At 68.8% G+C, this 26,433-nt stretch carries 24 protein-coding genes; 13 read left to right on the forward strand and 11 right to left on the reverse strand.

The annotated features are described in order from the left end of the window. The first annotated feature begins 273 nt into the window (after window positions 1–273). The 3 genes from F0U60_RS05395 (at window position 274) to F0U60_RS05405 (ending at window position 4,464) form a co-directional block, all read left to right on the forward strand. Window positions 274–894: an acyltransferase gene (locus F0U60_RS05395; RefSeq protein WP_395825981.1), complete on the forward strand. Its 621-nt coding sequence runs from the start codon at window positions 274–276 to the stop codon at window positions 892–894. Window positions 895–1,110: 216 nt separating this feature from the next. Then, a complete protein-coding gene (locus F0U60_RS05400) occupies window positions 1,111–2,295 on the forward strand; it encodes a nitrogen regulation protein NR(II) (protein WP_395814880.1) in 1,185 nt (394 codons plus the stop codon). A gap of 84 nt (window positions 2,296–2,379) precedes the next feature. After that, window positions 2,380–4,464 (forward strand): neutral/alkaline ceramidase, encoded by a 2,085-nt coding sequence (locus tag F0U60_RS05405; RefSeq protein ID WP_395814883.1) that lies wholly within the window; start codon window positions 2,380–2,382, stop codon window positions 4,462–4,464. Between the two features lie 18 nt (window positions 4,465–4,482). On the opposite strand, the gene F0U60_RS05410 is transcribed toward F0U60_RS05405, so the two are convergent. Then, window positions 4,483–5,310 (reverse strand): hypothetical protein, encoded by an 828-nt coding sequence (locus F0U60_RS05410; protein WP_395814886.1) that lies wholly within the window; start codon window positions 5,308–5,310, stop codon window positions 4,483–4,485. Window positions 5,311–5,422: 112 nt separating this feature from the next. Continuing rightward, window positions 5,423–6,733 carry a serine/threonine-protein kinase gene (locus F0U60_RS05415; protein WP_395814889.1) on the reverse strand — a complete coding sequence of 437 codons (1,311 nt, stop codon included), beginning with the start codon at window positions 6,731–6,733 and terminating at the stop codon, window positions 5,423–5,425. A 404-nt stretch (window positions 6,734–7,137) separates the two neighbouring features. Between F0U60_RS05415 and F0U60_RS05420 the strand changes: the two genes are divergently transcribed. Continuing rightward, window positions 7,138–7,629, forward strand: a complete 492-nt coding sequence (locus F0U60_RS05420; protein ID WP_395814892.1) for a gluconokinase — start codon at window positions 7,138–7,140, stop codon at window positions 7,627–7,629. Here F0U60_RS05420 and F0U60_RS05425 read toward each other — a convergent pair. The 4 genes from F0U60_RS05425 to F0U60_RS05440 all read right to left on the reverse strand — a co-directional run bounded on the left by F0U60_RS05425 (window position 7,623) and on the right by F0U60_RS05440 (window position 11,616). Further along, entirely contained in the window at window positions 7,623–8,666 is a 1,044-nt protein-coding gene (locus tag F0U60_RS05425) for a phosphotransferase family protein (RefSeq protein ID WP_395814895.1), read from the reverse strand. The two genes, F0U60_RS05420 and F0U60_RS05425, sit on opposite strands and share 7 nt — an antisense overlap. Before the next feature lie 68 nt (window positions 8,667–8,734). Continuing rightward, window positions 8,735–9,361: a phenylalanine--tRNA ligase beta subunit-related protein gene (locus F0U60_RS05430; RefSeq protein ID WP_395814898.1), complete on the reverse strand. Its 627-nt coding sequence runs from the start codon at window positions 9,359–9,361 to the stop codon at window positions 8,735–8,737. 9 nt (window positions 9,362–9,370) lie between these two features. After that, a complete protein-coding gene (locus F0U60_RS05435; RefSeq protein WP_395814900.1) occupies window positions 9,371–10,810 on the reverse strand; it encodes an aldehyde dehydrogenase family protein in 1,440 nt (479 codons plus the stop codon). Window positions 10,811–10,941: 131 nt separating this feature from the next. Beyond that, window positions 10,942–11,616 carry a TetR family transcriptional regulator gene (locus F0U60_RS05440; RefSeq protein WP_395814903.1) on the reverse strand — a complete coding sequence of 225 codons (675 nt, stop codon included), beginning with the start codon at window positions 11,614–11,616 and terminating at the stop codon, window positions 10,942–10,944. Window positions 11,617–11,723: 107 nt separating this feature from the next. On the opposite strand from F0U60_RS05440, the gene F0U60_RS05445 reads away from it, so the two are divergent. Both F0U60_RS05445 and F0U60_RS05450 read left to right on the forward strand, forming a co-directional pair. Next, complete coding sequence (locus F0U60_RS05445; RefSeq protein WP_395825985.1) at window positions 11,724–12,347, forward strand: phospholipase D-like domain-containing protein; 624 nt, start codon at window positions 11,724–11,726, stop codon at window positions 12,345–12,347. 113 nt (window positions 12,348–12,460) lie between these two features. Next, the gene (locus tag F0U60_RS05450) at window positions 12,461–13,864 is read left to right on the forward strand and encodes a sensor histidine kinase (RefSeq protein WP_395814906.1); all 1,404 of its coding nucleotides are present in this window, start codon (window positions 12,461–12,463) and stop codon (window positions 13,862–13,864) included. Window positions 13,865–14,081: 217 nt separating this feature from the next. Here the strand turns inward: F0U60_RS05450 and F0U60_RS05455 are convergent, their stop codons facing one another. The 3 genes from F0U60_RS05455 to F0U60_RS05465 all read right to left on the reverse strand — a co-directional run bounded on the left by F0U60_RS05455 (window position 14,082) and on the right by F0U60_RS05465 (window position 16,180). Further along, on the reverse strand, window positions 14,082–14,759 hold the full coding sequence (locus F0U60_RS05455; protein ID WP_395825988.1) for a helix-turn-helix domain-containing protein: 678 nt from the start codon (window positions 14,757–14,759) through the stop codon (window positions 14,082–14,084). Window positions 14,760–14,839: 80 nt separating this feature from the next. Beyond that, window positions 14,840–15,637: a fatty acid desaturase family protein gene (locus F0U60_RS05460; protein ID WP_395814909.1), complete on the reverse strand. Its 798-nt coding sequence runs from the start codon at window positions 15,635–15,637 to the stop codon at window positions 14,840–14,842. 201 nt (window positions 15,638–15,838) lie between these two features. Beyond that, the gene (locus F0U60_RS05465) at window positions 15,839–16,180 is read right to left on the reverse strand and encodes a helix-turn-helix transcriptional regulator (protein ID WP_395825991.1); all 342 of its coding nucleotides are present in this window, start codon (window positions 16,178–16,180) and stop codon (window positions 15,839–15,841) included. Window positions 16,181–16,720: 540 nt separating this feature from the next. Between F0U60_RS05465 and F0U60_RS05470 the strand changes: the two genes are divergently transcribed. The 5 genes from F0U60_RS05470 to F0U60_RS05490 all read left to right on the forward strand — a co-directional run bounded on the left by F0U60_RS05470 (window position 16,721) and on the right by F0U60_RS05490 (window position 22,818). Continuing rightward, window positions 16,721–18,430: a HEAT repeat domain-containing protein gene (locus F0U60_RS05470; protein WP_395814911.1), complete on the forward strand. Its 1,710-nt coding sequence runs from the start codon at window positions 16,721–16,723 to the stop codon at window positions 18,428–18,430. A gap of 40 nt (window positions 18,431–18,470) precedes the next feature. Continuing rightward, window positions 18,471–19,430: a ParA family protein gene (locus F0U60_RS05475; protein ID WP_395814914.1), complete on the forward strand. Its 960-nt coding sequence runs from the start codon at window positions 18,471–18,473 to the stop codon at window positions 19,428–19,430. Between the two features lie 35 nt (window positions 19,431–19,465). Then, window positions 19,466–20,575, forward strand: coding sequence for an extensin-like protein (locus F0U60_RS05480; RefSeq protein ID WP_395825994.1), 1,110 nt, complete (start codon window positions 19,466–19,468; stop codon window positions 20,573–20,575). A 285-nt stretch (window positions 20,576–20,860) separates the two neighbouring features. Further along, a complete protein-coding gene (locus tag F0U60_RS05485) occupies window positions 20,861–22,063 on the forward strand; it encodes a hypothetical protein (RefSeq protein WP_395814917.1) in 1,203 nt (400 codons plus the stop codon). Further along, on the forward strand, window positions 22,063–22,818 hold the full coding sequence (locus F0U60_RS05490; protein WP_395814920.1) for a ferritin-like domain-containing protein: 756 nt from the start codon (window positions 22,063–22,065) through the stop codon (window positions 22,816–22,818). Before F0U60_RS05485 ends, F0U60_RS05490 begins: the two co-directional genes overlap by 1 nt. A 3-nt stretch (window positions 22,819–22,821) precedes the next feature. On the opposite strand, the gene F0U60_RS05495 is transcribed toward F0U60_RS05490, so the two are convergent. After that, window positions 22,822–23,400: a DUF924 family protein gene (locus F0U60_RS05495; protein WP_395814923.1), complete on the reverse strand. Its 579-nt coding sequence runs from the start codon at window positions 23,398–23,400 to the stop codon at window positions 22,822–22,824. Between the two features lie 76 nt (window positions 23,401–23,476). Here F0U60_RS05495 and F0U60_RS05500 point away from each other — a divergent pair, with 76 nt between their 5' ends. After that, the gene (locus F0U60_RS05500; RefSeq protein ID WP_395814926.1) at window positions 23,477–24,010 is read left to right on the forward strand and encodes a TspO/MBR family protein; all 534 of its coding nucleotides are present in this window, start codon (window positions 23,477–23,479) and stop codon (window positions 24,008–24,010) included. Between the two features lie 211 nt (window positions 24,011–24,221). Here F0U60_RS05500 and F0U60_RS05505 read toward each other — a convergent pair whose 3' ends face one another. After that, complete coding sequence (locus tag F0U60_RS05505) at window positions 24,222–25,217, reverse strand: lipin/Ned1/Smp2 family protein (protein ID WP_395814930.1); 996 nt, start codon at window positions 25,215–25,217, stop codon at window positions 24,222–24,224. Window positions 25,218–25,539: 322 nt separating this feature from the next. Between F0U60_RS05505 and F0U60_RS05510 the strand changes: the two genes are divergently transcribed. Beyond that, window positions 25,540–26,334, forward strand: coding sequence for a hypothetical protein (locus F0U60_RS05510; RefSeq protein ID WP_395814933.1), 795 nt, complete (start codon window positions 25,540–25,542; stop codon window positions 26,332–26,334). Window positions 26,335–26,433 lie beyond the last annotated feature (99 nt).

The following is a 26,433-nucleotide window of genomic DNA, read 5'->3' on the forward strand; positions in this document are numbered from 1 at the left end:
TCGAGCAGGGCCCATCAAGATGCCAGGAGAGCCGCTGGGAAGAGACGAGCAACACGCCGAGTGCCGAGGCGATGAGCCGGAGGGGGGGTCATTGGAGGTCGCGGAGGCCGGGGTCCTCGAGGAGGGAGGGGCGGGCGCAGTAGCACGTGACGTCACCCAGGCCAACATCTCCGCATCGCTCCCGAGGCTGGCCGCGCGCGGTCGTGGTAGTCAAAAGCCGTGGACGATCTCGACGCCCGCAGACGCGAGCAGCACAAGCAGCGCCTCTCCTGGATGCCGTGGCTCTACTTCACGCTCAAGCCACGTCACCGCGCCTGGGCCGAGGCCTGGCAGAAGGAAGTGCAGGACCGACTGCGCGAACTGGAGACAGTGGAGATTGCCGAGGGCTGCTTCATCTCTCCGGAAGCGCACCTGTTCGCCGAGCCGGGCCGCCCCATTCGCATCGTGGGCCCCGGGGTGAGCATCGCCGCCAATACCTTCGTTCATGGGCCGGTGGTGCTCGAGGCTGGGGTGAGCCTCAACGCGCGCGTCAGCCTGGATGGAGGCGCCGCGGGCATCCACATCGGCGAGGGCAGCCGCATCGCCACCGGTGCCACCCTCTATGCCTTTGATCACGGCCTGGCCCCGGATCGGTCCGTCCGCTCTCAGCCCGTCACCTCGCGTGGCATCGTGCTGGGCAAGGATGTGTGGGTGGGTGCCAACGCCGGCATCACGGACGGGGTGCGCCTTGGCGATCACAGCGTGGTGGGCATGGGGGCCGTCGTCACCCGGGATGTGCCTCCCTGGGCCATCGTCGCTGGCGTCCCCGCTCGGGTGATCGGCGATCGCCGGGATCGCCGCCGCTCCGGTGCCCCAGATCCCTCCTGGCCACCATCTGACGATTCCGGGGACTGACTGACTGGTTTTCCCCGGTATTCCTGTCGACTCCCGAGAAAACAGAACCGGAGGGGGGCCCCCGATTTGACGCCGCTTCATTCGAGGGTCTTATGCTCTCGAACATGTAGAGGGCTCGGTCCGGCGGGGTGTGTACGCGGGAGGAGCCCTCGGCAGACGGCAGGGGGAATCCGTCTTCTGAAGTGCGACCGTCTCCCCGGGGGAAAGGAGCGCGGTATGGCGTACCAGGAATTGTCGCAGGCCATCGCCTTCAATGCGGAGAGCCCGACGCCGGGTACGCTGTCGAGGATGGGCCTCCTGGCGCTTGCCGCCAGCCTCCGCTCAGGACTGTCCGCGGATGCGCTTCGCTACCACTTCCTGGCGGAGCAGCTCCGTGAGGTGGTCTTCCACCTCGATGGCCAGGGCAACCTCACCTTCCTGGGCTCTACCTGGACCTCGCTCACCGGCCTGACGGTGGAGGACGTGCTCGGGCAGCCGCTGGTGGAGATGGTGCACCCCGAGGACCGGCCGCGCGTGCAGGCGCTCTTGGATGCGATCGCCGCGCGTGTGCAGGCGTCCTTCCGGCTCGAACTGCGGTTGCTCGCTTCCGGCGGTCCTCGGTGGGTGGAGCTGGCCGCTCACAGCTCGCCGACGGGCCAGGGCGAGATGCTGGGGACGCTGTCGGACACCACCGAGCGCCGCCAACTCCAGGCGTGCCTCCAGCAGTCGGACCGGCTGGCCACGCTGGGCATGCTCGTGCCGGGCTTCGCGCACGAGATGAACAACCCGCTCGCCTTCATGCTCGCCAACCTGGAGTACCTGCTCTCCAGCATGGGGGACGTGGCGGGGGCTGCCCCGGCCAGCCAGGTGGCCGAGTGGCGCGAGGCGATCGGCGAGGTGCACGAGGGGGCCGAGCGGCTGCGGCAGCTCATTGGCCACCTGCGCAGCTTCCGAGCGGAGTCGGAGCAGGGGCCGGTGGACGTGAACACGCTGCTCGACACGGTGGGCCAGATGGTGTCCAGCATGCTGCGCTCGCGTGGGCGCCTGGTGCGCGACTACAGCGCCCAGGCCCTGGTGGCTGGCAGCGAGAGCGGGCTGCGCCAGGCCCTGCTCAACCTCGTCCTTCACGCCGTGCTGTCCCTGCCTGATGGGGAAGACACGGAGAGGAACGAGGTGCGCCTCGTCACCCGCGAGGACGGGGCGAGCCGCGTGGTGGTCGAGGTGCATGACACCGGCGCTGGCATCCCACCCGAGCAGCTCCCCCACGTCTTCGAGCCGCTCTTCACGGCGCGGGAGGCTCGCCCGGGGCCGGCGCTCTCCGTGTGCCGGGACATCGTGCGCGCGCTCGGGGGGAGTATCACCGTGACCTCCTCCGTGGGCAGGGGGACCGTCTTCCGGGTGACGCTGCCCCGGGTCTCCTGAGCAGGGCCGTCGCTCTACCCTGCACCGCTCGTTGGGGGTTCCTAACCTTCAAGAAGGGCTCCAAAGCCCTTCGTGGAGGTCTGTGTGCATTCGTCCGTCATCCGTCTGGGTGTGCTCGTGCTGGCGTTGGTGCTCGCCGCCTGTGGCCACCGTGGTTCCCGAGAGGGACAGACGGGGACCGAGCTCCCGGTGGCGCAGGGCGGTCAGGGGCTTGGGGGCTCCTGCGCCGGGCAGCAGTCGTTCCTCATCGGAAGCGGTATCTACGACATCACCGGCCCCGCCGCCGAGGTGGGGATGATGGGCTACGTGGAGCTGGAGCAGCAGACGACGGGCATCCACCAGCGTCTGCGCTCGCGGGCCTTCGTCATCGCCTCACCGTGCAACGGCAAGCGCGTGGCGATCGTCAGCGCGGACCTGGGCATGGTGTTCCAGGGAGTGAAGCAGCAGGTGCTGGAGCGGTTGCGGGCCACGTATGGGCCGATCTACTCCGATGACAACGTGCTGCTGAGCGCCACCCACACCCACAGCGGGCCGGGGGGCTACTCGCACTACGCGCTCTACAACTTGAGCACGTTCGGCTTTGAGCCGAAGAACTTCGACATCATCGTCGAGGGCATCTACCAATCCATCGTTCGAGCCCACGAGCACCTGGGTCCAGGCCACATCACCCTGGCGGCGGGGGATCTGCTCGACGCGAGCCTCAACCGCTCGCCCGAGGCCTACCGCCTCAACCCGCCCGAGGAGCGCGCGCGCTACGCCTACGACACAGACAAGCGGATGACGCTGCTGCGCTTCACCAAGGAGTCGGGTGTGGAGGTGGGGCTCATCAACTGGTTCGCGGTGCACACCACCTCGATGGGGATGACGCACCGCTACATCAGCGGCGACAACAAGGGGTACGCCTCCTATCTCTTCGAGAAGGCAAAGGGCACGCGCTACGACGCCCAAGGTGAGACCTTCGTGGCTGCCTTCGCGCAGGCCAACGAGGGCGACGTGACGCCCAACATCTTCGGGGGCGAGGACGGCGGCGGCAGGGACGACTTCGAGAGCACGGAGATTTCAGGCCGTAAGCAGTACGAGCGCGCCGCCTCGCTCTACGCGAGCGCCACCACGCCCCTCACTGGCGGGGTGGACTACCGGCACATCTACGTGAAGATGGACGACGTGGAGGTGCGGCCCGAGTTCACGGACGGCACCGCGCGGCACACCTGTCCGGCGGCCATCGGCATCTCCATGTTGTCGGGCGCGGAGGACGGGCCGGGCGTGGGAGGGGGAGAGGGCGCGACGTGCGCCGCCATGCACGATGTGTGGAGTTCCTTCACCTGCGCCACCACCACGACGCCCTGTCAGGCGGAGAAGCCCATCGTGTTGCGGATCGGCTCGATGAAGCCCGTTCCGTGGAGCCCTGAGGTGCTGCCGATGCAGCTCGTCACCGTGGGCAACGTGGCGTTGGTGGCGGTGCCCTTCGAGCTGACGACGATGGCGGGGCGCCGCCTGCGCGAGACGGTACGGGCCCGGTTGGAGCCCGCGGGGGTGACGGAGGTGGTCATCGCGGGTCTGTCCAACGGCTACTCCGGCTATGTCGCCACGCGCGAGGAGTACGCCAAGCAGGAGTATGAGGGGGCCTCCACCCACTTTGGCCCTTGGACGTTGGCGGCGATTCAGCAGACGTTCGACTCCCTGGCCCAGGCCCTGCGCGAGGGCTCATCGCTGCCCTCGGGCCCCCTGCCGCGCGACCTGTGCCGTCAGCAGAGCCATCTGCGGCCCGGCGTCCTCTTCGATGACAAGCCGCTGTGGAAGGACTTCGGAGACGTCCTCGTGGACGCGAACGACTCCTATGCACGCGGGGAGACGGTGCGCGTCACCTTCCTGGGCGGGCACCCGAAGAACGAGCCGCACATCCAAGGCACCTACCTGCGCGTGCAGCGCCGCGCCGGGCTGCTGTGGGAGGACGTGGCGTACGACTGGGATTGGGAGACGAAGTACACGTGGCGGCGCGGTTACTGCCTGCCCACCCTGGCATGCTCGCACGTCACCATCGAGTGGACCATCCCCCCGGATGCGCAGCCAGGCACCTACCGCATCGTCCACGAGGGGGACTGGAAGTCCGGCTGGGATGGTCGCGTGCGACCCTACCGGGGCACCTCGCGTGGCTTCACTGTGCAGTGAGCCGGGTCAGGCCGACGTTCACTTGCAGGTCCGGTCCGTGTCGCAGCCCTTCTTGCACTGGAAGCAGGCCTCGCCACCCTTGCCGCACGCGTCCTTCGTGTTGCCCTGCTGGCAGGTGTTGTTCAAGCAGCAGCCCGAGCAGGAGTTCGAGGTGCAGAGACAGGTTCCGTTTACGCACGCCTGTCCCGCGGCGCAGGCCGGGCCGTTGCCGCACCTGCACTGCCCGTTCGCGCAGCGATCCACGCCCACGCCACTGCAGGCGGGATTCTTCCCGCAGACGCAGACGCCACGGCTGTCACAGGTGTCGGCGCGTGCTTCATCACACGTCACGCAGGCGATGCCGCCCGCGCCGCAGGTCTGGAACGTTCGGTCCAAGCAGACGCCCTGCCTGCAGCAGCCATCGCACCCGACACAGAAGGTTCCCCCATCCGGGTTGTCCGGTGTGGCCGGCTCCAGTCGCAGGGTGACGTCCACCTCATACCCGTCGCGGATTTGTGCGCTGCCCTGGCCTCGCGCCACCACGACGCCGTTGCGCAGTCCCTCGATGGACACCTGCGCCTGTGTGCCGTTGGCAATGTCACCCAGCAGCACGCGCAACGTCTCCCCGCTGTAGAGCAGTCGGTCCGGTTGCTCGGGCAGGAGGTCAGGCCCGAAGGTGGAACCGTCGCCCTCCACCGTGCCCCACACTCGCACTTGAGTGAGTAACAGGGTGGGATCGAACTCGGTGGTGACGTAGAGCGCCGTCCCCGAGGCCCGCGCCGGATCCCGGCAGGCTCCCAGCAGCACGGCGCACACGAGCGCCAGCATCCAACCCCCCCGGGTCGCCTCACCAGATCCGCGCTTCATGCGCACATGAACGTATCCATGACGCACAGGCAGTGCCCTGTTTTGGCTCTCGCGCCGTCGAAGAAGAGACGTTCCCGACCCCAGGATGACCGGAAGTGGACAGAGGCCCTGCTCAGAGGTGTGCAAGGGCCTCCTGGACAGGGGGGGGCTGTAGCGCCGCGGAGGGACGGCGCGGAGGGCGCAGGCGTATCAGGAGCTCGCGCAACCGGGCAGAAGGGTTGATGAACTGGAGGCCCACGCCCGGAGACATGCGCCAGGAGCGCGCCAGGGCGGAGTCCACGTGCCGCACCACCTCTCCCACGCACTCCACCTCCTCACCGCCGATCTGCAGGGTGAACTCGAGCCGGGTGAAGAGCTCGGGGAAGGGCTCGGCGCAGCACATGAAGACGCCGCCGCGGCTGATCTCACTGCAATGCACCACCACGGAGCCGGTGTTGTTGCGCACGCGGGCCGTCCAGGTGGGCGGCGGCGTGGGATCATTGGGCTCGGGCCGGGACGGAATCGCGGGGATGGGGGTGCTGGTGGACGGGCGCAACGGCAAGGGCACCGGGTAGGGCCGCGGTGCGGGCCGGACGACGGCGAGCAGGGCCTTCTTGAAGTCGAGTGCGCTGGCGAAGCGCTCCGCCGGGTTGCGGGCGAGGGCGCGCATCAGGGTCCGCGAGAGCGCCTCGGGCACGGCCGGGGCCAGCTCATGAGGAGGGCGCAGCGGGGGCGGCTCCGGCGAGAGCACCAGCTCGGCGAGCTGTCCGCGCGGGTAGGGGAACTGGCCGGTGAGGAGCAGGTAGCCCGTGACGCCCAGGGAGTAGACATCCGCGCGTCCATCCACGGGCTGGCCCGCCCACTGCTCCGGCGCCATGTACGCGGGGGTCCCGAACACCTGCCCGGCCATTGTCGGCTCCGAGGTGGCGGTGTCGTGCAGCGCCTTGGCCACGCCGAAGTCGAGCACCTTGAGCGTGGGCAGCTCTCCCGGTCGCTCCATCATGAGGAGGTTGTCCGGCTTGAGGTCGCGGTGCACCACGCCGCTGCGGTGCACGGCCTCCAGTGCGTCACACGCCTGGACGAGCAGCCAGGCCAACAGCCCCGGCTCCACGGGGCGCGGCAGCCGCGACAGAGGCGTGCCCTCCAGGTACTCCATGACGAAGTAGTGGATGCCGTCCTTCGACTCGTTGATGTCGAAGATGCGCACGATGTTGGGGTGGCCGATGAGGTTCACCGTGCGCGCCTCGGCGTAGAAGCGCGAGCGCAACTGGGTGTCCTGGGCCATGTCCGGGTGCAGCACCTTCACCGCCACCCGAGCGCCGATGATGATCTGCTCAGCGAGGTACACCGTGCCCATGCCGCCGCTGCCCAGCATCTGGGTGAGCCTGTAGTGACCGAGCGTGCGGCCGCACAGGTCCACCAGGGCCGGTGTCGCAGAGGCCACCTGACGTGGCGCCGGGCCCGTGGAGTCGACGTCGGTCCAGGTCTCCTGGTCCTCGCACGAGAGACTCGCGGGATGTTCTGACGAACAGTGCTCGCAGTGCATGCAGGGCGAGTTCCATGTGCAAACTCCATGCTCTGTCCGTGGGTGGATGGATGATGTGTGGACAGTGTCGCAGGGAGTGCGCGGCGATGAGAAATCAGGTGATTGCGATGACGCGCAGCGCACGTCCCCCTGTCCTCCGGGGCAGGTGTTCAATTCGTTCAGTCTGCTCGGAGTCGATTGATCAAAACTTCCACATCTGGCCGGTTTCGATGGAACTTCTGCTCTACCTGCTTGGATACGGTGGATGTGCACCCGGTGTCATCACCTGGGGCCGTATATGAGGAGGGTCGGAGGGCGCACGCGTGGTGGTCATCGTGATGGGAGTATCCGGAGTGGGGAAGACGACGGTGGGGTCGCGGCTTGCGGCAGCGCTCGGGTGGCGCTTCCTGGACGCGGATGACTTCCACCCCGTTGGGAACGTCACGAAGATGGCCGCGGGAATCCCGCTGACGGATGAGGACCGGGCGCCCTGGCTCGAGCGGCTGCGGGAGGTGGTGCGGAGCGCGCTGGAGGCGGGGGAGGACGTGGTGCTGGCGTGCTCGGCCCTGAAGGGCGTCTACCGGGAGCGGCTGACGGTCGATGCGGCGCGGCAGCGGTGGGTGTACCTGCATGCGCCGCGTGAGCTCATCGCTGAGCGGCTGAAGCGGCGCTCGGGTCACTACATGTCGCCGACGCTGCTCGAAAGCCAGCTCTCGGCGCTGGAGGTACCGCGGGGAGCCCTGGCGGTGGATGTCTCCACGGCGGAGCCGGACACAGTGGTGGCCACGCTCCTCCGCGAGCTGGCGCTTCAGTGACCGACCTGCTGGAGCGCGGGCCACACGAAGGGCGGCACCGTCCAGCGCTCGCTCAGGCGTGACTCCAGCGTTTGCAGCGTGCGGGCGAGGCCGGGGAAGCCATCCACGGGGGCGAGCAGGGCCCGGCAGCGTGCGAGGTGGTGCAGGAGGGCGGCGCGCTCGGAGAGGCCCGGCGCCCACTCTCGGTCCTCCTCCAGCACGCGCGGGGGCAGCCACTGGAAGAGGTTCACCGTGCGCGCCAGCGCGACCGTGGCGCGGGCCCGAGCCCACTGCGAGTCCACCTGGGCTGCTTCGCACTGGGACGAGAGCGCGATGCGGTAGGTGATGTCCGCGCGGGACACGAGCTCGTCCGGGAAGGGGACGGTGACGAGCCACATCAGCGCGTCGTACATCGCGTGGCGCATGCCCGCGTACTCGAAGTCGAGCAGGCGCGGGCCCTCCAGGGTGAAGAGGACGTTGCTCGGGGCGAGGTCCCCGTGCGTGAAGGCGAGGAAGGGCCCTGGGTCCGCCAGCGCGCGCGCCACCGTCTCGAGGTCCTCGCGCGTGCCCGGAGCCGCCTCCGCTCCCAACGCCGAGAGCCAGCGCAGCAGCCGCCCCTCGTGCTCAAGCAGGTAGCGTGCGTTCTCCACCCGCACCCGCTGGTGCCGGGGAGGCAGCGCCTGGCGGATGAGCTCGTATTCGGACTGCAGGCCCATCGTCCGTGCATGGAGCTGTCCGGTGAGCCGGGCGGTGCTCAGCACGCCTCCGGCCGCGGCGCGCTCATCCTCTCCGCGCAGCAGTTCCTCCAGCGTGCGTCCACGTCCCAGGTCTTCCTGGACGAAGAGTCGCGCGTCCACGTCGCCCGCGAGGAAGTGGGGCCCCTGCTCCGGCGCGCGGCGGGTGAGGAACTCCGTGCCCGCCCAGTCGTCGAACCCGCACACCGGTTCATCGTGGAAGTGCTTGAGGATGACGCCCGGTACGGGGCCGCCCCGCACCTGGGCGCGCACCACCACGCTGCGCGTCCCTGTCTTCAGGAGCTCAGGCGAGCCGAGCAGCACCGGGCGTCCCCAGGCCGCCGACAGCGCACGGGCTCCATTTGCCAGCAGGGGGGCGAGCTCTGGCGCGCTCAGGACCGCCGCTCCACCGTCGCGCCCAGTCGCTCGAGCAGCTCGCGGTACCAGGAGAAGGCCTGCTCCGTGCGTCCTGGCAGGGCCTTCGTTCCCCACAGCACGGTGAGGGTGCGGCGCGTGTCGCCCTGGGTCTTGGTGCGCTGCGCGTCCTTCACCGCGTTGGCGCAGGGGCCCTCCGCGTCGAAGAGGCACAGCAGGCCTCCGAGGTCGATGCTCTGCCCGGAGGCGTTGAAGACATACGAGGAGCCCTCGGGCGCGATGCCGATGCGCAGCGGTGGCCGGGCTCGGTCCAGGTCCACCACGCTGATGGGCAGCCCGCTGTGCAGCGACACCGCGTTGCACACGTCCACCGCGGCGTTGATGGAGCCGAGCGAGCCGTCACCCGCGGCCCGCACCAGGTACTCCGAGGCCGGCTTGCCCCGGCCCGTGGGCTTGTAGCCGCCGTGGCGCAACAAATCCCTCACCGCGCCACGCACGCCGTCATCGGCGCTCAGGGGCGCCGACGCGTCCGGCTTCAGCAGTGCCACCAGCCACTCGGGTGAGGGCGAGGCGGACAGGGGCGAGGGAAAGGTGACCTCGAAGGCCACCACGTCCAGCAACGGATGAGGGTCGACGCTGAGCACGGGGGCTTTCTACTCGAAGAGACGGCTGGCCATGCGCCCCATCTTCCGCGACTTCTCCGTGTACGGCGGGAAGAGGGTGCCCAGCAGGGAGAGGGGGCCCTGGCGCAGCACCGCGCGTTCGTGGCTGAAGGTCCGGAAGCCGTACTCGCCGTGGTAGTTGCCCATGCCGCTCTCGCCGACGCCGCCGAAGGGCAGCTCCGCGTTGCTCAGGTGCACCACCGCCGTGTTCACGCACGTGCCGCCCGCGGACGTCTCCGACAGCAGCCGCTCCACCGTCTGGGAGTCCTGGCTGAAGATGTACATGGCCAGCGGCTTGGTCCCCGCGCGGATGTGTCGTACCGCGTCCTCCAGCCGCTCGTAGCGCAGCACCGGCAGCACCGGGCCGAAGATCTCCTCCTCCATGATGGGCGTCTCCGGCTTCACGTCCGCCAGCACCGTGGGCGCGATGTAGCGGCTGGCCGCGTCCACCGTGCCGCCCACCACCACGCGGGCCCCGTTGGCCACGGAGCGCTCCAGCAGCCGATTCACCCGGGTGAACTGCGCGTCATCCACCATGCGGCAGAAGTCCGGGTTGGCCTTCCGCGCCTCCTCCGTCTTGCCGTAGAAGCGCTCAATCGTTTCACGCATCCGCGCGAGCAGCTCCTGCTCCTTCGAGGCGGGCACGAGCACGTAGTCCGGCGCCACGCACGTCTGGCCGCCGTTGAGGAACTTGCCGAAGGCGAGGCGCTCAGCGGTGGTCTTGATGTCCGCTGTCTCATCCACCACGGCGGGCGACTTGCCGCCCAGCTCCAGCGTCACCCCGGCCAGGTGCTTCGCCGCCGCCTCCATCACCTTGCGCCCCACCTTCGGGCCGCCCGTGAAGAAGAAGTGATCGAAGGGCAGCTCCAGCAGCGCCTGGCTCTCCTGCGCGCCGCCCAGCACCACCGTCACCTCGGATGGGTCGAACACGTCGCGCACGAGCTGCTGGATGAAGGCGGACGTGTGCGGCGTCTTCTCGCTCGGCTTGAGCACCACGCAGTTGCCCGCCGCCAACGCCGCCACCAGGGGGGAGATGGTCAGCTGGAAGGGGTAGTTCCACGGCGCGATGATGAGCACCACGCCCTTGGGCTCGTAGCGCACCTCGCTGCGCGTGCCGGCGAGCAGCACGGGCGTGCCCACCTTGCGCGGCTTCATCCACTTCGCCAGGTGCTTGATGGCGTGGTCGATCTCCATCAACACCATCAGCACCTCGGTGTTCTCCGCCTCGGCCGCCGGCTTGCGGAAGTCCGCGTGCAGCGCCTGGTAGAGCGCCTCGCGCCGCTGGACGAGGGTGTCGCGCAGCTTGCGCAGCCGGGCGATGCGCTCCTTCGCGCTGGTGTGCGCCATGTCCCAGCGACGCGCCCGAAGGCGCTCGAAGGTCTCCTGGAGGGGGTTCTTCCGAGCCTGTTCGTTCGTATCCACCACGCGCATTGCTTCGTCTCCTCTGGGTTCCGTTCGCCTTCGAATTCCGCCGCTCACAGGCTCTAAGCCATCCTCTCGTGGATGGTCCTCTGAGCGGCGATGTGACTGTTCACGCCTGGACGCGCACCTGCCGCGCTGGGTCAGCGGGTCTCGAGCCCCCGCAGGAGGCCGCTGAGGGCCTCCGTGAGCTCGCGGGAGAAGTCCACCCGGAGGGGATGGAGGTGGGGGGCGGCCTCGTGGACCTGTCGGACCACAGGGGTCAGGTCGGCCAGTTGCCGCAGGCCCACGACCAGGGCGTGCACGTGGAGAAAGAATCGCACGCCCTCTCCGGGCTTCAAGAAGGGCAGCCGCTGCTCCACCAGGGCTCCTGCTCGCCCGAGCGCCTCCAGCAGCCGCTCCTTGAAGCCGCGCACCTGCTCGACGGTGACGTTCTGCTCCAGCACCGTCTGCAGCCGCGCCAGCAGCCGGGTGAGCGGCTCCTCCCCCTCCATTGACCCCGCCACGGTGCGCGCCATCTGCGCCCCCGTCCACCGCTCCTCGCCGCGCGCCAGCGTCGCCTCCAGCCGCGCGAACCAGGCGAAGAGCTGCTCCTCCAGCAGCGCCAGGAAGAGCGCCTCCTTGGTGGGGAAGTAGAGGAACACCGTCCCCTTGGCCAGCTGCGCCCGCTCCGCCACGTCCGCCATCTTCACCTCGTCGTACGAGGTGCCCCGGTAGAGCTCCAGCGCCGCGTCCAGCAGCTGCCGCCGCCGCGCCTCCTTGTCCTCCTCCTTGCGCGCACGCTGGGCCATCACCCGCCTGGCGTTGTTGCTGACCATGGGTCATCAACTAAGGGGGTCCGGGTTGGCTGTCAATGACCTCGGGTCATTTCGCGGGGGTCGATGCGAAGCTCGCGACGGTTCGGCGGGTGTGCGAGCATGTAGGCATGCGGCCCATCCAGGCGGAGTTGCTCGACGGCGGCGCGCTGTACCGGGAAGTGGTGCTCGGCAAGCTGGCGCACGCGCGCGAGTCGGTGTGGATCTCCACGGCGAATGTGAAGGCCATGTACGTGGAGCAGGGAGGGCGCTTCGTGCCGGTGCTGGAGGTGCTGGACGGCCTGGCGGCGCGAGGGGTGGCGCTGAGGCTCCTGCACGCGGAGCTGCCGAGCCGGCCCTTCCGGGCGGAGTTCGATAAGCGCTCGCGGCTGGTGAAGGGAGGGCTGGAGCTGAAGGTGTGCCCGCGGGTGCACTTCAAGACGGTGCTGGTGGATGGGGCGTGGGCCTACCTGGGCAGCGCCAACCTCACCGGGGCGGGGCTGGGGGCCAAGGGCGAGGACGCGCGCAACTTCGAGCTGGGCTTCGTCACCGAGGACTTTGATGTCATCGACCGGGTGACGGCGCTCTACGAGTCGGTGTGGAGCGGGGCCGAGTGCCGCGGGTGCCGGCTGCGCTCGGTGTGCCCGGACCCCATCTTCTCGGGGGGCGGGGGCCCGGCGAAGAAGGGCTCTCCCGGGGGCATTCGCCTGGGCAAGACGCGGCGTCTGGTGCGACCCGCGGCGAAGCGCTCCTAGACAGACGGTGAGTTCTCCTGTCCATCACCCTGGAGCGCCGAGCGTTGAAGACCTGACTTACCAGGAACTCTGTTATATAATCCCGTCCCCTTGAAATGTTACAGCAGAGCCCGATGATGGTTGATTCCTTCGGGTCGCAGACCCTGGCGCAGGTGAAGAGGAAGAACTTCTTCGCCTGCGCGGCGCTCCTGGCGCTGGGCGTCGTCGGCCACTGCGGGGTGTCGGGCTCCTTGGATCCGACGCCCTTGCTGGCGTTGCTGGGGTGGAGCTCGACCTTCGTCCTGCTCGGGGCGGCGATAGGGGCGGGGTGGATTCCGGCGGAGTGGTCGGGCGTGTGTTCCGGGCTCGTCAGCCTGGTGGCGGCGACGCTGCTCATCTACGTCACGGGAGGGCCGGCCAGTCCCTACTTCCCGATGCTCAGCGCTCTGCCGCTCGTCGTTGCGACCTTTGCCTCGGAGGTGCGTGGATCCACCGTCCTGACGAGCTTGGGGATGATGGGGGTGGTGCTGCTGCTGGACATGCTGGCCGACATGCCGCTGCGCCAGATGCTGCTGCACATGTCGAGCTTCGGGCTCATCAGCGGGGTCGCCATCTATCTGGCGGGGGCGTACCGGCGCACGCGGAGCGCGGAGAAGGCGGCGCAGCAGGAGCGGTGGGTGGCGCAGCAGGAGCGGTGGGTGGCGCAGCAGGAGCGGTGGGTGGCGCAGCAGGAGCGGCTGGCGGCGTTGGAGCGGCTGGCGGAGAGCGAGCGCCGGCGGGTACGTGCCGAGCGAGAGCGCGCGGAGGTGGAGCGGCTGGTGCTGGTGGGGCAGCTGGCCGCCGGGGTGGCGCACGAGGTGAACAACCCGCTGGCCTTCGTGAAGTCGAACCTGCACTACCTCGAGCAGGAGCTGCTGAGCGAGGACGGGCCGGTGGACCGCGCGGAGCTGAGGGACGTGCTCGAGGAGACGAAGCAGGGCGTGCTGCGCATCCAGCAGATTGTCGCGGACCTGCGGCGCTTCTCGCGTGAGGGGGAGACGGGAGAGGAGGGGTTGCCGGAGGACGCCCTGCACGAGGCGAAGCGGCTGGCGTCGGTGCGCCTGCGCAGCCTGGGCGAGGTGTCGACGGACGTGACGCCGGGGCTGCCGTCGGTGCGCCTGGGGCAGCGGCAGCTGGTGCAGGTGTTGGTGAATCTGCTGCTGAATGCAGCGGACGCGGTGGAGATGGCGGTGCCCGCGCGCCGAGCCCACATCCTGGTGAGGGCAAAGCGAGTGGAGAGCGGGGTGAGGTTGGAGGTGGAGGACAACGGCCCGGGGCTCTCCCCCGAGGTGCAGTCGCGGCTCTTCGAGCCCTTCTTCACCACCAAGCCGCCGGGGAAGGGGACGGGGCTGGGGCTGGCCCTGTGCCGCGAGTACGTCTCGCGAGTGGGAGGCACGCTGCATGCGGAGAACCGCTGCGAGGGCGGCGCCCGCTTTGTCCTGGTGTTGCCGACGGTGGCGGAGCGCACCTCCGCGCCGCCGTGCAGCCTCGCGAGCTAACCGAGTTGCGCATGCTCCCTCTCCCTCTGGGAGAGGGCGGGGGGTGAGGGTAGTCGAGCCCGTTCTTCAACCCATGGCCCTCGGTATGGACAGAGGGGGTTCAACCCGGGACTTCCATACCCTCACCCTGTCCCTCTCCCGAGGGGAGAGGGGAAATGGCCGCGGTTGTCAGCGCTTGTCCCCAGGGGCTCTCCTTGGCGCACTTACCTGAGGGAGCTTAGGGTGTATTGCGGTGACGTGCCCGCCAGGCGCTGGGGGACTCACCCGTCATCTTGCGGAACAAGCTGCTGAAGTGCTGGAGCGAGGCACACCCCACCTCCACGGCCACGGCGGTGAGCTTGGCGTCGCTCTCCAGCAGGAGCGCTTGAGCGGTGCGCACCTGCACCGTGTTGAGCTCGGACTGGAAGGAGGTGCCGGCCTCGCGCAGGCGGCGCTGGAGCGTGCGCTCGGACATGCCCATCTCTCGGGCGACGTCCGTGAGGCTGGCGTCCACCAGTCGCGTCCGCAGCACCCGGTGCAGCTCGCCGAGCAGCGGTGACTGACCCATGAGCTGGGTCACCAGGTCGTTGAGCTCGTTCATGAGGGCGCGGGACTCGCTCTCGGGACGGCCCAACCAGGAGAGCGCCTCGAGGGGATCCGCGAAGGCCCGGGTGGGGTAGCTGGAGCTGACGAGGCTGTAGAAGCCGCCCACCACCGCACCGGCCATGCCCTCCGGCCGCACCAGCGCCTGGCGCTTCACCGTCTGGGAGAAGCCGGAGATGCGCGGCACCATGTACTTCACCAGCACGGCGAGGCCGTTGGCGTCCGGGGCCTCCACCCGGCGTGCATCCACCAGCGACACGTGGGGAGCCGAGGGCGCCAGCTCGACGTCCAGCACCTGCGTGAGCCGTTGAATCTGCGCCTCGCCCGGCCTGCCCCACACGGTAAATCCACACACCTCGGGCGAGGCGTACCAATGGAGGAAGCTCTCCCCCGTCAGGTAGCGGCCGATGGGGTCTCGGAGGTAGTCGTCGAGTCCTTCTGCGGATTGCACGGCGCGGGAGCATAGCTCCGGAAGAGCCGGACAACCCAGGCAGGATGAATGGGGGCGAGCGGGGTTTGCAGTGTTGGACGAACCAGTCCCTCGCCGGCCAGGCGTGCCGTCAGGGCCGGCAGCTCCCGCCAGGGGGCCTGTGGGCGCAGGTGGTGGGCCTGGTGGTAGCCCGCGTTGAAGCACAGCAGGTTGTACAGGCGGGACGTCGAGGTGACGCCCAGGCCATCCTTCTGCGTGGCGTCCGTCTCATGGTGGGCGGCCAGGTTCAGCAGGTGGATGGTGAGCTGCCCCAGGAGCACCATGCCGAAGTAGGAGAGGGCCAGCCAGGGCCGCCACAGTGCGAGCACCACCAGGGACCCCTGCAGCAGGACGAAGTCCAGCACCAGCTCGGCGCGCTGGCCCCTCTTCTGGGACGCGACCTTCCAGATTTGGCCCAGCAGTGCGTAGGGCCAGAACCAGGGGGTGAGGGTGGAGCGCACCAGATAGGTGAGCGCGCCCTCACCGGGGCGGCGGCGGCCCCAGTCCCCCTCTCCATCGTTGTACCTGTGATGGTTGAAGTGGTGGATGTGGAAGCCGCGGTAGGCGAAGCCACAGGCCAGCCCCAGGGTACGAGAGACGAGCCAGCGCAGGGCCCGAGGCCTCGCGATGGGCACGTGCATGTGGTTGTGGAGCACGGCGTAGTTCCAGAACAGGAGCACGAAGCCGAGCACCAGCAGGGCAGCGCGTCCCACCTCGGACACGGCGTCCCAACCCAGCAACAAGGCGGGTACCCACGCCCACCAGAGGGCATGAACGGCGAGATGTGGGACATCAAGCGCAGGGGGAGAGGCAGGGCGAGAGGTCATGCCCCATCCGTGTACGCACCCGAGGTGTGAACTGCTTCATTGCAGGCGCCAATCGGTTGCGCCAACGCGAAGGCCCGCGCGTGCCTCCCTCCCCGCTCAGCCCTCGCGGAGCAGCGTGGCGGCCACCATGGATAGCGCCCGGAGCTGCGCGGGGTTGAGCTTGCGCACATGTCGCATCAGCCGCCGCATGAGGGGCCCCTCCGGCGAGGGAGGCTGGGGGGGCGCCGACCAGGCGGGAAGAGGGCCCGAGCCGAGTGACAGCAACACATCCGCCTGGAGGTTGAGTGCCAGGCACAGTCGGCGCAGCGTGGGGACGCTCGGCATCAGCAGCCCCCGCTCCAACCGTCCGTAAACCTCCGTGGCTACGCCGATGCGCTCGGCCACATCCGCCTGGGTGAGCTCCGCCCGTTGCCGGGCGTCGCGGGCTGTGTCCCCCATGGCCTTGGATAGCTCCTGCTTCGCTTCTCGTTTCTCCCGGTCGGAGGCCTCCTTATTGCGCGTATGGCGCTTGCCTCGCCTGGACGTAGAGGACTGCTCGGGGGTGACTGGGTAAGTCGTCTTCGACGCCATGGATCCTCTCGGCTCCGTCCTGACTCCGCTGGTTATATGACTTTTGAAGTCACGTGTCAGCGGATAACTTTTGGAGTCGGTTCAGAATCGACAACCGGGGGGCGGGGGGGAGGCGGCTCTGTTGGGGGCTTTGCACTTCCCTGGGCTGGAGGCGGGGAAGGGCCCGGAACCGCCGGCTGGCTGCTCGGGGACGGAATCGCCCAGAGGCCCGAGAAATCGGCCCCAGCGCGATTGTCAACCCCCGAGGTGGGTCGGAATGGAAAAGTCCTAGCTATTTCAGGGGTTTACCTAGCATGACGTTCTGACATAGGGTGGCGCCCTCCCGGGGGTCCCCGGGTACCGGAGTCCCCCGCGTTCCCAGGTGCGGAGGCTTCCAGGCGTGCCCCGGTTGGGAGGGCTGTTCAGGCTGTGAGTGACGAGCGTCCGGACGCGCTGCTCAAGAGCGCACTCGAAAAGATCGTCTACTTCGAGGCCCGTGCCGAGCAGCTCCACCATGAGCTGATGTCCACGCGCGAGGAGATGGAGCACCTCAAGCGCGAGCTGACCCTGTCCGAGGAGCGAGAGCTGGCGCTGCGGCGCGAGGTGGCGGAGCTGGAGGTCCGACTGGGCCGCCTGGCTGCCGACCGCGACGAGCTCACCCGCCTCAACCAGGCCCTGCGCACCGAGCGCAGCCAGTTGCTCGGTAAGCTGCTGGAGGCCAGCCGCATCCGTGCCTCGGACCGGCCCGAGCGCGAAGAGGACGAGGACGGCCTGGGCATCGACCTGGCCTCCTTCATCTCTCAGCTGCGCAGCGAGGCGCTCACGCGTCCGGCCGAGGCCGTGTCCGCGCAGCCCGCCCCCGTGTACCCGTGGCCCGCGCCCTCCGAGCCGCAGCGCTCCCAGCAGGAGGAAGAGCCGGCCCCCGCGCTCGCGGTGGTGGCGGCCTCCTCCTCGGCGGCGAACGTCTCTCCGGTGATGCAGCATGCGCAGCGCCTCATGCTGGAGGGGCGGCTGGCGGTGAGCCCCGGGCAGCTGGCGGAGCTCTCCGGGTCCGGGGGCGGCGACGAGACCCTCTTTGGCTTCTCCGTGCGCGAGCTGTCGGCGCCGGATGCCACCTCGCGCGTGCGTGCCGCCGAGCGCCTCAAGGCCCTGGGCCAGTCGGCCGCCGCGCCCGCGCTGGCCACCGCGCTGCACGCGGAGAAGGACCCCACCGTACAGGTCGCCCTGCTGGCCGCCTTCGCCGAGGTGGGCAAGGAGGAGGGGGCCTCCGTGGTGTCGCCCCTGCTGGCCTCCACCGTCCCCGAGGTGCGCATCGCCTCCCTCAAGGCGCTGTTGGCCCTGGCACCCCAGGAGGCCGCGCCCCACCTGGCCCAGGCCGTGAAGGACCCGGACCGCGCTGTGCGTCGGCGCGCCTCGCTGTTGGCGCTCGGCCTGGAAGGGGAGAACGCGCGCCGTCTGGGTGAGGAGGCCATCCACGACTCGGACCCCGAGGTGCGCAGCCTCGCCGCCCTGGCACTCGGGGCTGGCAGCGGGGAGCACGCCCGCTCGCTGCTGCTGGAGGCCCTCAAGGACCCCGAGACGCGCGTGCGCCGCTCGGCCGCGCAAAGCCTCTCGCGCATCCTCGGCCAGGACGTCTCCGCCGTGGTGAACATGGATGACGGCCATCGCCGCCGAGAGATTCGCCGGCTCGCCGGGCTCCCCGTGCAGCCGGTGCGCGCCTCGCTGGCCCCCAAGGCGTCTCCGCCCCTGCGCCTCACCGTGGCGCCGGCTCCCGTGGCCGCTGCTCCAGCGCCCGTGGCGCCCGTCCACGTTCCGGCCCAGGCCGCTGCATCCGCTCGCCCCGCGCCTGCCCCGGCTCGGAGCGCGGCCCAAGCTGTCCGGACCGCCGCCACCCCCGCCGCCCCTCCGAAGGCAGCGGCTGCGCCCGCCTCGCGTCCCGCCGCGCGCTCGGCTGCTTCCCCCGTGGAAGCCCTGTGCGGGCCGTTGATGTCGGAGATTCGCGTGGCCATCCGTGGCCGCTCGCTGGGTGAGCTGGCTTCCGGGGTCTCGGCGACCCTGGAGCTCGTGGAGGAGGCGCTCGCCCTGCTTGTGGCCAGGGGAGCCATCATAAGGAGGGGGCACAAATACTTCGCCGCTTGAGGCAAGGTATGCCCCCCTGAGATTCGACGAAGGGTTCCTCATGGATGCGCCGACGTACAGCCCCAAGCAGGTTGCCGAGATGCTCGGCCTGCCTCCGAAGTCCCTCGCCTCGGCGCTGAAGCAGGACAGCTACACCGGCACGGAGGTGTGGGCGTTGCGGGCACAGCTCGGCGCGTACCCGCCGTCGCTCGGCCGCCGCAAGCAGCTCTTCCTCAACTTCAAGGGTGGCACCGGCAAGACGTCCCTCTCCACCTCCTACGCCTGGCGCCTGGCGGAACTGGGCTACAACGTCCTGATTGTGGACCTCGACAGCCAGGGCCACGCCACCAAGTGCCTGGGCTTCGAGGGCGAGGACTTCGAGAAGACGCTCCTCAACGTCCTGGTGCGCAAGGCGCCCATGGCCGAGGTCATCCAGAAGACTTCCCTGCCCAACCTGCACTTCGTCCCCTCCAACCTCACCATGTCCACGGTGGACCTGGCGCTGATGCCCATGGCGGGCCGCGAGTTCAAGCTGCGCAACGCCCTCAAGGAGGTGGAGGCCCAGTACGACGTCATCGTCTTCGACGCGCCTCCCTCCTTCGGACTGCTCAACCTCAACGCGTTGATGGCGGCCAACGACCTGTTCGTCCCGGTGCTGGCCGACTTCCTCTCCTTCCACGGCCTCAAGCTGCTCTTCGAGACGGTGCAGAGCCTGGAGGAGGACCTCAACCACGTGCTGGACCACGTCTTCATCGTGGTCAACTCCTTTAACGCCACCTTCAAGCTGGCGAAGGAGGCGCTCGAGGCCCTCCAGACGCACTACCCGGAGTACCTGCTGCCCACCATCATCCGGCAGTGCACCAAGTTCGCCCAGGCCTCCAGCGAGGGCCGGCCCGTCTTCGTGGCCGACCCCAACTCCAAGGGGGCCAACGACATCGAGGCCCTCATCCAGAACGTGCTTCCACGCTTGCGGGTGAACACGGCTCCCGGTAGCGATAGCGGTACGCAGCAGGCCGGTTGACGTCACCCCACCTCTTCGGCTTCAAGGCACAGCCCATGAAGAAGGCCTTCGAACAGAACGTGTCCCGCGCCAAGCCGCGCCTCCGCTTGGGGGCCTTCACCGGCGTCGTCGATCCCGCCGCGCCCGAGGAGGCCCAGGAGTCCGTCGAGCCGCAGGCCCAGGTGCAGGCTCCCGAGCCGGAGCCCGAGCGGCTCGCGGCCCCCGAGCCCACGCGAGAGCCCGAGCCGCCGACCGCCGCCACCAACGATCTGTCCGCCGAGGTGCGGGCCCGTATCGAGCGCGCCCGCGCGCCGCGCCCCACGGCCTCCGAGGTGATTGAAGCGGCCCTGCGCTCGCCTCCGTCCCAGGCGCAGCACCACGCCGCGGAGGTGGCCGCTGCTCCGGCCCATGCCGCTCCTCCCATGACGCCCCCCACGGCGCCGGTGGCCCGGGTCGAGGCGCCCGAGCCCGAGGTGGAGGTGCAGACGCCGTCCTCGCCCCGTGAAGACCTGGACACGCACGCCCGCCGCGAGCGGCTCAAGGAGCGCCTCAAGGCGGTGCGCGAGAATCCGCGCCCCGAGCCCCTGCCGGCCAGCGTCGCCGAGGCGGGCATGCGCGCGGTGGAGCGCATCTCCGCGCTGCAGAATGAGCTCACCAAGGTGAAGGCCCTCAACCTCTCGCTCACGCAGGAGCTGGAGGTGTCTCGGCGTCAGGCGGAGAAGGCCACCGAGGAGGCCCGCCTGCGCATGGACGAGGCCCGCCGGCTCGCCTCCGAGATGGAGGGCCGGCTGAAGCTGCTGGGCGACCTTGAGCGCGAGCTGGCCGCGCTGGAAGGTGAGCGCGACGAGGCCCTGCTGTCGCTGCAGGAGGCGCGTCAGGCCATGCAGGCCGCTGCCCAGGAGCGCGCCAACCTCGAGGCCGCCGTCGCCGAGGCCAAGAAGGCGCTCGCTGACAGCCTCTCCGAGGAGGAGCGGCTCGCCAGCGAGCTGGAGGCCTCCAAGGACGAGGCCGCCGCGCTGCGCCGCGCCGTGGACACGCTCCAGGGCGAGCGGGACGTGCTGGCCCAGCAGGTGGCCTCGCTCACCGCCGAGCGCGCCGAGCTGCTCGAGGCCCGCAAGGCACTCGAGGCCGTCCACCGCGCGCTCAGCCAGGCCGTGGCGCGCTGAGACCGGGAGCTACGTGCTCCCCTTCGTTGCTTCGCAAGCCCGCCTGGGTCCTCGTGACCCGGCGGGCTTTTGCTTTGACGGACATTAGATTGACAGACATTGGACCCAGGTCCAGAGCGAGGGGCCAGCCGAGCCATCGCCTCTCCTGATGCCGTACAGGCGGAGACTCCGAGTGCCGTTGCCGCACCTGGAGTGACGTCTGAGCTTTACCGCCGAACCCGGGGGGACTCGGAGGCCATTCCGCTGTCCGATTCCTCCCACGTGCGCCGCGCAAAGGAGTCAGAAGTGGCCCTGGATCTACTTAAGGAGAAGGGTGTTCCTCTGGACCGCCAGAAGTTCACCTGGAAGGACCTCACGCGCCGTACCTTCAGCAAGCTGGACGATGACGCCTTCACGCGAGTGCGCGTCATCCTGATGAACGGCATTGAAGCGGAGTCGGTGCGCTTCAGCCACGCTTGCGCGCGGATGAACCGTGAACTTCGCGAACCTCTCGCCCTCATCCGCCGGGTGGAGCACTTCCAACAGACGATGGTCAACTGGATGAACCCGCCCGACCAGTCGCCCCTCGAGACCACGCTCGGCTACGAGCAGACGGCCATCGAGGTGACGGCGAGCGTGGCCCAGCACGAGCCGGACCCCTACCTCGCGCAGACCTACCGCTTTGGCATGCTCGAGGACTTTGATCACCTGTATCGCTACTCGGCCCTGTACGACCGGTTGATGGGCAAGGATCCCAACAACATCGTCCAGAGCTACTCGGACATCATCCCCGGGCGGCCCACCGTGCTCGAGCACCGTCACCCGCTGGACGACGTCCGTAGGCCCTATGACGCGCGCACCGCGGATCCCATCTCCAAGCTCAACGCGCTCACCATCGTCTCGGCCGAGAACCAGGTTCACACCTACTACATGAACATCGGCCCCATCTTCACCGACCCGGTGGCGCGTCAGCTCTACGCGGAGATCGCCGCCATCGAGGAGCAGCACGTCACGCAGTACGAGTCGCTGTGCGACCCGGGCGAGTCGTGGCTGGAGAAGTGGCTGCTGCACGAGGCCAACGAGGTCTACAACTACTACAGCTGCCTGCACTACGAGTCGAACCCCGTCCTCAAGGACGTGTGGCAGCGGTTCGTGGACTACGAGCTGGGGCACCTGCACTACGTGATGGAGCTCTTCCAGCGGCTGGAGAACCGGGACGCGGCGGAGGTGCTGCCCAAGGAGCTGCCGGAGCCGGTGCGCTTTGACACCCACCGCGAGTTCGTGCGCCAGGTGCTCCGCAACGAGGAGACCTTGAGCGCCAAGGGGACCGAGTTCGTGCCGCGCGCCGAGGAGCACGAGCGCACGCTGCGCTACCGCGAGGCGCTGCACTCGGAAGGCGTTCCGTCGGATATCGCTTCGGCGGGTTACATCTGGCGTCCGGGCACCGAGCTGTCGGTTGAGTCCGAGCGCGTGGGCGCGAGCACCGTGGCCGAGGGGAGGATCCAGTAATGGAACGCAAGGCGAGCGAGATCGGGATGAACCGGACGGGCATCAAAACCTCTCCGGTGCACAGCAAGGAAGCCATTGAGGGGGCCGAGAAGCGGGGCCCGAGCAGCCTCGGGGATGCCTCGGCCATCTGGAGGGTGCGCCAGGAGTTCTCGCGCGAGGTGGACAACCTGGGCTCGGTGCCACCGCCCACTCCGAAGGGGATGGTGAAGACGGCGGTGGACATGCTGAAGGGCGGCCGGGCCACCGTGTTCGTCGACAAGCTGGGCCAGCGCCTGGGCTTCGAGCGCACAGGTGTGCGGCTCTACGAGTCAGCCCTGTCCAAGCTGGACGTGTTCGGCACCTGGGAGGGCGGACCCTCGCGGGAGCAGCTGGAGAAGATCCGCCTGGATGAGCTGTCTCACTTCGCCCTGGTGAAGCGCACCATGGAGAAGCTGGGCGCGGATCCCACGGCGCTCACGCCGGCGGCGGACCTGCAGGCCAACATCTCCGAAGGCGTTCCCAAGATGCTGGCGGATCCGCGCGTCAACCTGCTCCAGTCGCTGGAATGCCTGCTGACGGCCGAGCTCGTGGACAACGCGAGCTGGGAGCTGCTCATCGAGCTGGCGCGCGAGCTGGGGCACTCCAACATCGCCGAGGAGTTCCAGCGGGCGCTGGACGTGGAGCAGGAGCACCTGGCGCTGGTGCGCAGCTGGATCGCCACTGGGACGATGTTGGAGGCGAGGGTCGGCGAGGAGGCCGCTGGCGCTCCGGCGTAGTCGCTAGAAGGACGAGTTCGGCTCCTGGAGGAAGGCGACTTCCTCCGGAGTCGACTCGCGGCCCAGCCGGGTGTTGCGGTGGGGGAAGCGCCCGAAGCGCGCGATGATGTCATGGTGGCGACGGGCGTACTCCAGCGATTCAGCGCTGTGGGGATCCTGCAGGGCAAGCATCTCGAAGAGGGACACGGCCAGACGCTGGTCGTGGATGTCCTCGCTGTGCTCGAAGGGCAGGTAGAAGAACCACCGCCAGACAGGGGGCAGGGGAACGTCGAGGCCGCGAGCGAGCGCGTGACGCGCCACCTCGCGGGCCAGGGGGTCCGAGGCGTAGGCACGCGACGACTCGCGGAAGAGGTTGCGCGGGAACTGGTCCAGGAGGAGCACGAGGGCCAGGCCACTGCGTGGCTCATCGCGCCAGGTATTCAGCTCACCGGCGGCAGCCTTCTCGTGGGTGGCGAGGAAGCGGCGGGCGCACTCGGCATCGAAGGCCGCATTGCGCTCGAACCAGAGCGCGCGCGGCGCGGTGTGTCCTGGCTCGGACGGATGGCCGAACCAGAAAGTGAGGATGTCGTCCACGCTGGCCATGGGCTGCTCCTGATCGGATTGCGTTTCGAGTACCCGCCCCCCAGCTTCTCACGACGCGTCCCCTGATGGAGGTTGGATGATGCAGGAGCAATACAATCTGGACAGCCCGTCGCTCACGACCTTGAAGAACCCGTCCCTGCGGACGGAGTCACTCGCGGCGCTGGGAGCCATCGGGGCGCTCACCGCGGGATCGGCCCTGCTCGGAGCGGGCGTCTCGAACAGCAACCAGCTCTGGTACCGGCGACTGCGCAAACCTGGCTTCACCCCACCGGCCTGGGTGTTCGGGCCGGCGTGGACAGTGCTGTACGGATTGATGTCTTTCTCCGCGTGGCGGGTGTGGAACCGGCCGGCGGGCCCCAAGCGCTCGTGGGCGCTTGCCCTGTGGGGCCTGCAACTTGGCTTCAACGCGCTCTGGTCCCCGCTCTTCTTCGGTAAGCACCGCAAGCGGGCAGCGCTCGCGGACATCGCGGCGCTCGGCGTGAGCCTCGCTGCGTACACGGCGGTGGCGGGGAAGGTGGACCGGGGGGCCGCGTGGATGATGGTGCCCTACCTCGGGTGGGTGGGCTTCGCGAGCGCGCTCAACGAGGAGATCGTCCGCCTCAATCCTTGAGGCGCGGACGCATGGGAGTGTCCACGAAGTACAAAGTCCGAGGACCCGTGGATGTCCCCTCTCCCTTTGGGAGAGGGCTAGGGTGAGGGTCTTCCACCTGGAGTGAGTGAATCCAAGGTGGGAGCCCTCCCGGACTCCCACCTCGTCGCGACTACCGCCACGCTCCGTCCGTTGCCTCCCACCGGAGATGCCCAGAAGAGGCCTGGCTCGGCTACCGGGAGGTGCAGTTGGCGTCGGGCGTGGAGGCCACGACCGTGTTCAGGTGCTGGAGATAGTTGTTCTGGATGGGCATGGTGCCATCGGCGCCCGCGTGCTCGCCGATGATATAGGTTTCGGACTTGGGCAGACCCGCGGCCTCATAGGCACCGATGTCCGTGGTCGCGTTCCCGTACACGCGGACGATGTCGAGCCCCACATCCTCGAGCAGGTAGGTGAGGTAGTCGGTCTTGTACTGCTCGGTGTTCGGGGGAATGGGGCCATCCCCATAGGGATTGGTGTGCACGTGCCCGTCGACGAGGCCCTGGTAGTCAATCCACTCGCGCGTGTCCTTGCCAACCCAATAGGGGCGGGCCGTGAGATAGACGATCTGGTAGCCCATGGCCGCGTAGCTGTTCACCACATCGACCGCATAGGGGTAGGCCCTGGCCGTGCTGACGCCGAGGTAGTCGCCGACCGCCTCGAAGTCATTGAGCGTCAGGGTTCCGTCGATGTCGAACAGGACGGTCTGGCGGCCAGGCTCGACCACGGAGAGGAAGCCGGTGGCGGAGCTGAGGTCGCCCTCGACGACCATGGTCACCCGGTACTCGCCCACGGGGCGCGTGATGGGGACGAAGATCTTCCCATCGGAGTCCGTGCGGAACTCGCCGACATACTGCCAGCCCGGCGTGTTGCTTCCCATGATGTAGACGTGGACGTCCTCGTCCTCGAGGTCCTTGTGCAGGACGGCGCTGTAGTCGAACTTGCCCACGACCGTGGCCTGGGTCCCCACGGGCACGATCTGGTCATGCACCATGTGATAGGGCGGATGGGTCCAGGAGAGAATCTGGCTGCCCGCGTGCCGGAAGTTCCGGCGTGCCGGACCCTGGAGCGCGGGGGGATTCGCGACTGAGGCGTAGTCCGGACACGTGAGCTGCGCGAAGGCAGACGAGGGAACCGCACACAGAGTCCAGACAGACAGCGCGACGAATCGAGCAACAGTCCGTATCAAAGTGGCCTCCTTGGCCGAGGGGGGGCCGCCTTATACAGCTCGAAGCGGGCCCGCCTCATGCGGATTGATGAAGACACACACACGTGACTGTGGAGCAGAGAACGGGAGGAGAGCCATCCGCGGGTAGCGGATAAGTATCGTGACGGCGCATTGCCCAGGTTCTCGAAGCGTGAGCGCGAGCTCCGGAGGTTGTAATCCACTCGCGACACTCGTGGAGTAGGACGGTGCGGAGCCACCATGCACCTCCTGGAGCGAGGGCACGACTCGGTGCAAAGGAGAGGTCCAGGCCTCGAGCGGTCGAGGAGGCCAGCGAGGAGCACGCGTGGACGAGAACGACGAGTCGAACTGGGAGGAAGTGGAGCGGTTGGGGTCGTACCAACTGCGCGAGCAGGTGCCGCTGGACAAGCACAGCCAGGGCGAGCTCTACCGGGCCAAGAACGAGACGAGCGGAGCGACGGCCCTGGTGTTCAAGCCCGCTGAAAAAGACGGAGCGGTGCCGCGGACGGATTGGCAGGTGCGCTGCGTGAGCTCGGCCTCACCGGGTTACCTGGCGCTGGAGGTGGAGCAGACGCCCTGGTCCGTGGCCCCCGACAAGCAATCGACGGAGACGCTGGTGTGCACGTTGGAGGATGTGCTCGCCGGAGTGCGCCGCATGGCCCAGGCCGTCTCCGCGTCCAACGAGCCTCGTCACTGGCGACACCTGGGATGGGCGATGGTGGGAGTTGCCACGGCGTGCGCCCTGGGCTTCGCCCTGGTGCGCATGGACTCCGAGTGCCCACCGCCGAGCGACCCGAACACCCTGACGAGCGCGCCAGCACCCATGAGCCACGAGGCGACGACAGACACCTGGATGCCAGAGCCATTCACCAGCGGATGGCTCGCGGACACCGTGCCCCCGGGACAACCTGTGTTCGCCCGGCCCATGCCGCGCGAGCCCTTCAAGGGGCAGAAGCGCCCGCCCTGCACTCGCCTCGTGGAGGTAGAGATCATGGGGGCCTGCTGGGGGCCGCATGAGCTGAAAGCCCCGTGCCCGGACGAACTCTACGAGTACCAGGGCAAGTGTTACCTGCCCATGTTCAGCGCCAAGAAGCCGGTGCCCCAGTCGCTCGGGCAGTGATTGGAACGAGCCCAAGGAACGCACCACTTTCCAAGCGGGCGATCCGAATGACACCTGGGTGTGGAGGCTGCGGTGCGTAAGACCGAAGCCTCGCACTCC

Origin of the sequence: Archangium minus, from assembly GCF_044360475.1 — a bacterium.
GTDB classification, from domain to species: Bacteria; Myxococcota; Myxococcia; order Myxococcales; family Myxococcaceae; genus Archangium; species Archangium minus.

What these genes read in the sequence shown, in the direction of transcription:
- F0U60_RS05395 (WP_395825981.1), top strand. Translation starts at nt 274, where the DNA reads ATGCCGTGGCTCTACTTCACGCTCAAGCCACGTCACCGCGCCTGGGCC.
- F0U60_RS05400 (WP_395814880.1), top strand. Translation starts at nt 1,111, where the DNA reads ATGGCGTACCAGGAATTGTCGCAGGCCATCGCCTTCAATGCGGAGAGC.
- F0U60_RS05410 (WP_395814886.1), bottom strand. Translation starts at nt 5,310, where the DNA reads ATGAAGCGCGGATCTGGTGAGGCGACCCGGGGGGGTTGGATGCTGGCG.
- F0U60_RS05435 (WP_395814900.1), bottom strand. Translation starts at nt 10,810, where the DNA reads ATGCGCGTGGTGGATACGAACGAACAGGCTCGGAAGAACCCCCTCCAG.
- F0U60_RS05440 (WP_395814903.1), bottom strand. Translation starts at nt 11,616, where the DNA reads ATGGTCAGCAACAACGCCAGGCGGGTGATGGCCCAGCGTGCGCGCAAG.
- F0U60_RS05445 (WP_395825985.1), top strand. Translation starts at nt 11,724, where the DNA reads ATGCGGCCCATCCAGGCGGAGTTGCTCGACGGCGGCGCGCTGTACCGG.
- F0U60_RS05450 (WP_395814906.1), top strand. Translation starts at nt 12,461, where the DNA reads ATGATGGTTGATTCCTTCGGGTCGCAGACCCTGGCGCAGGTGAAGAGG.
- F0U60_RS05465 (WP_395825991.1), bottom strand. Translation starts at nt 16,180, where the DNA reads ATGGGGGACACAGCCCGCGACGCCCGGCAACGGGCGGAGCTCACCCAG.
- F0U60_RS05475 (WP_395814914.1), top strand. Translation starts at nt 18,471, where the DNA reads ATGGATGCGCCGACGTACAGCCCCAAGCAGGTTGCCGAGATGCTCGGC.
- F0U60_RS05480 (WP_395825994.1), top strand. Translation starts at nt 19,466, where the DNA reads ATGAAGAAGGCCTTCGAACAGAACGTGTCCCGCGCCAAGCCGCGCCTC.
- F0U60_RS05490 (WP_395814920.1), top strand. Translation starts at nt 22,063, where the DNA reads ATGGAACGCAAGGCGAGCGAGATCGGGATGAACCGGACGGGCATCAAA.
- F0U60_RS05495 (WP_395814923.1), bottom strand. Translation starts at nt 23,400, where the DNA reads ATGGCCAGCGTGGACGACATCCTCACTTTCTGGTTCGGCCATCCGTCC.
- F0U60_RS05500 (WP_395814926.1), top strand. Translation starts at nt 23,477, where the DNA reads ATGATGCAGGAGCAATACAATCTGGACAGCCCGTCGCTCACGACCTTG.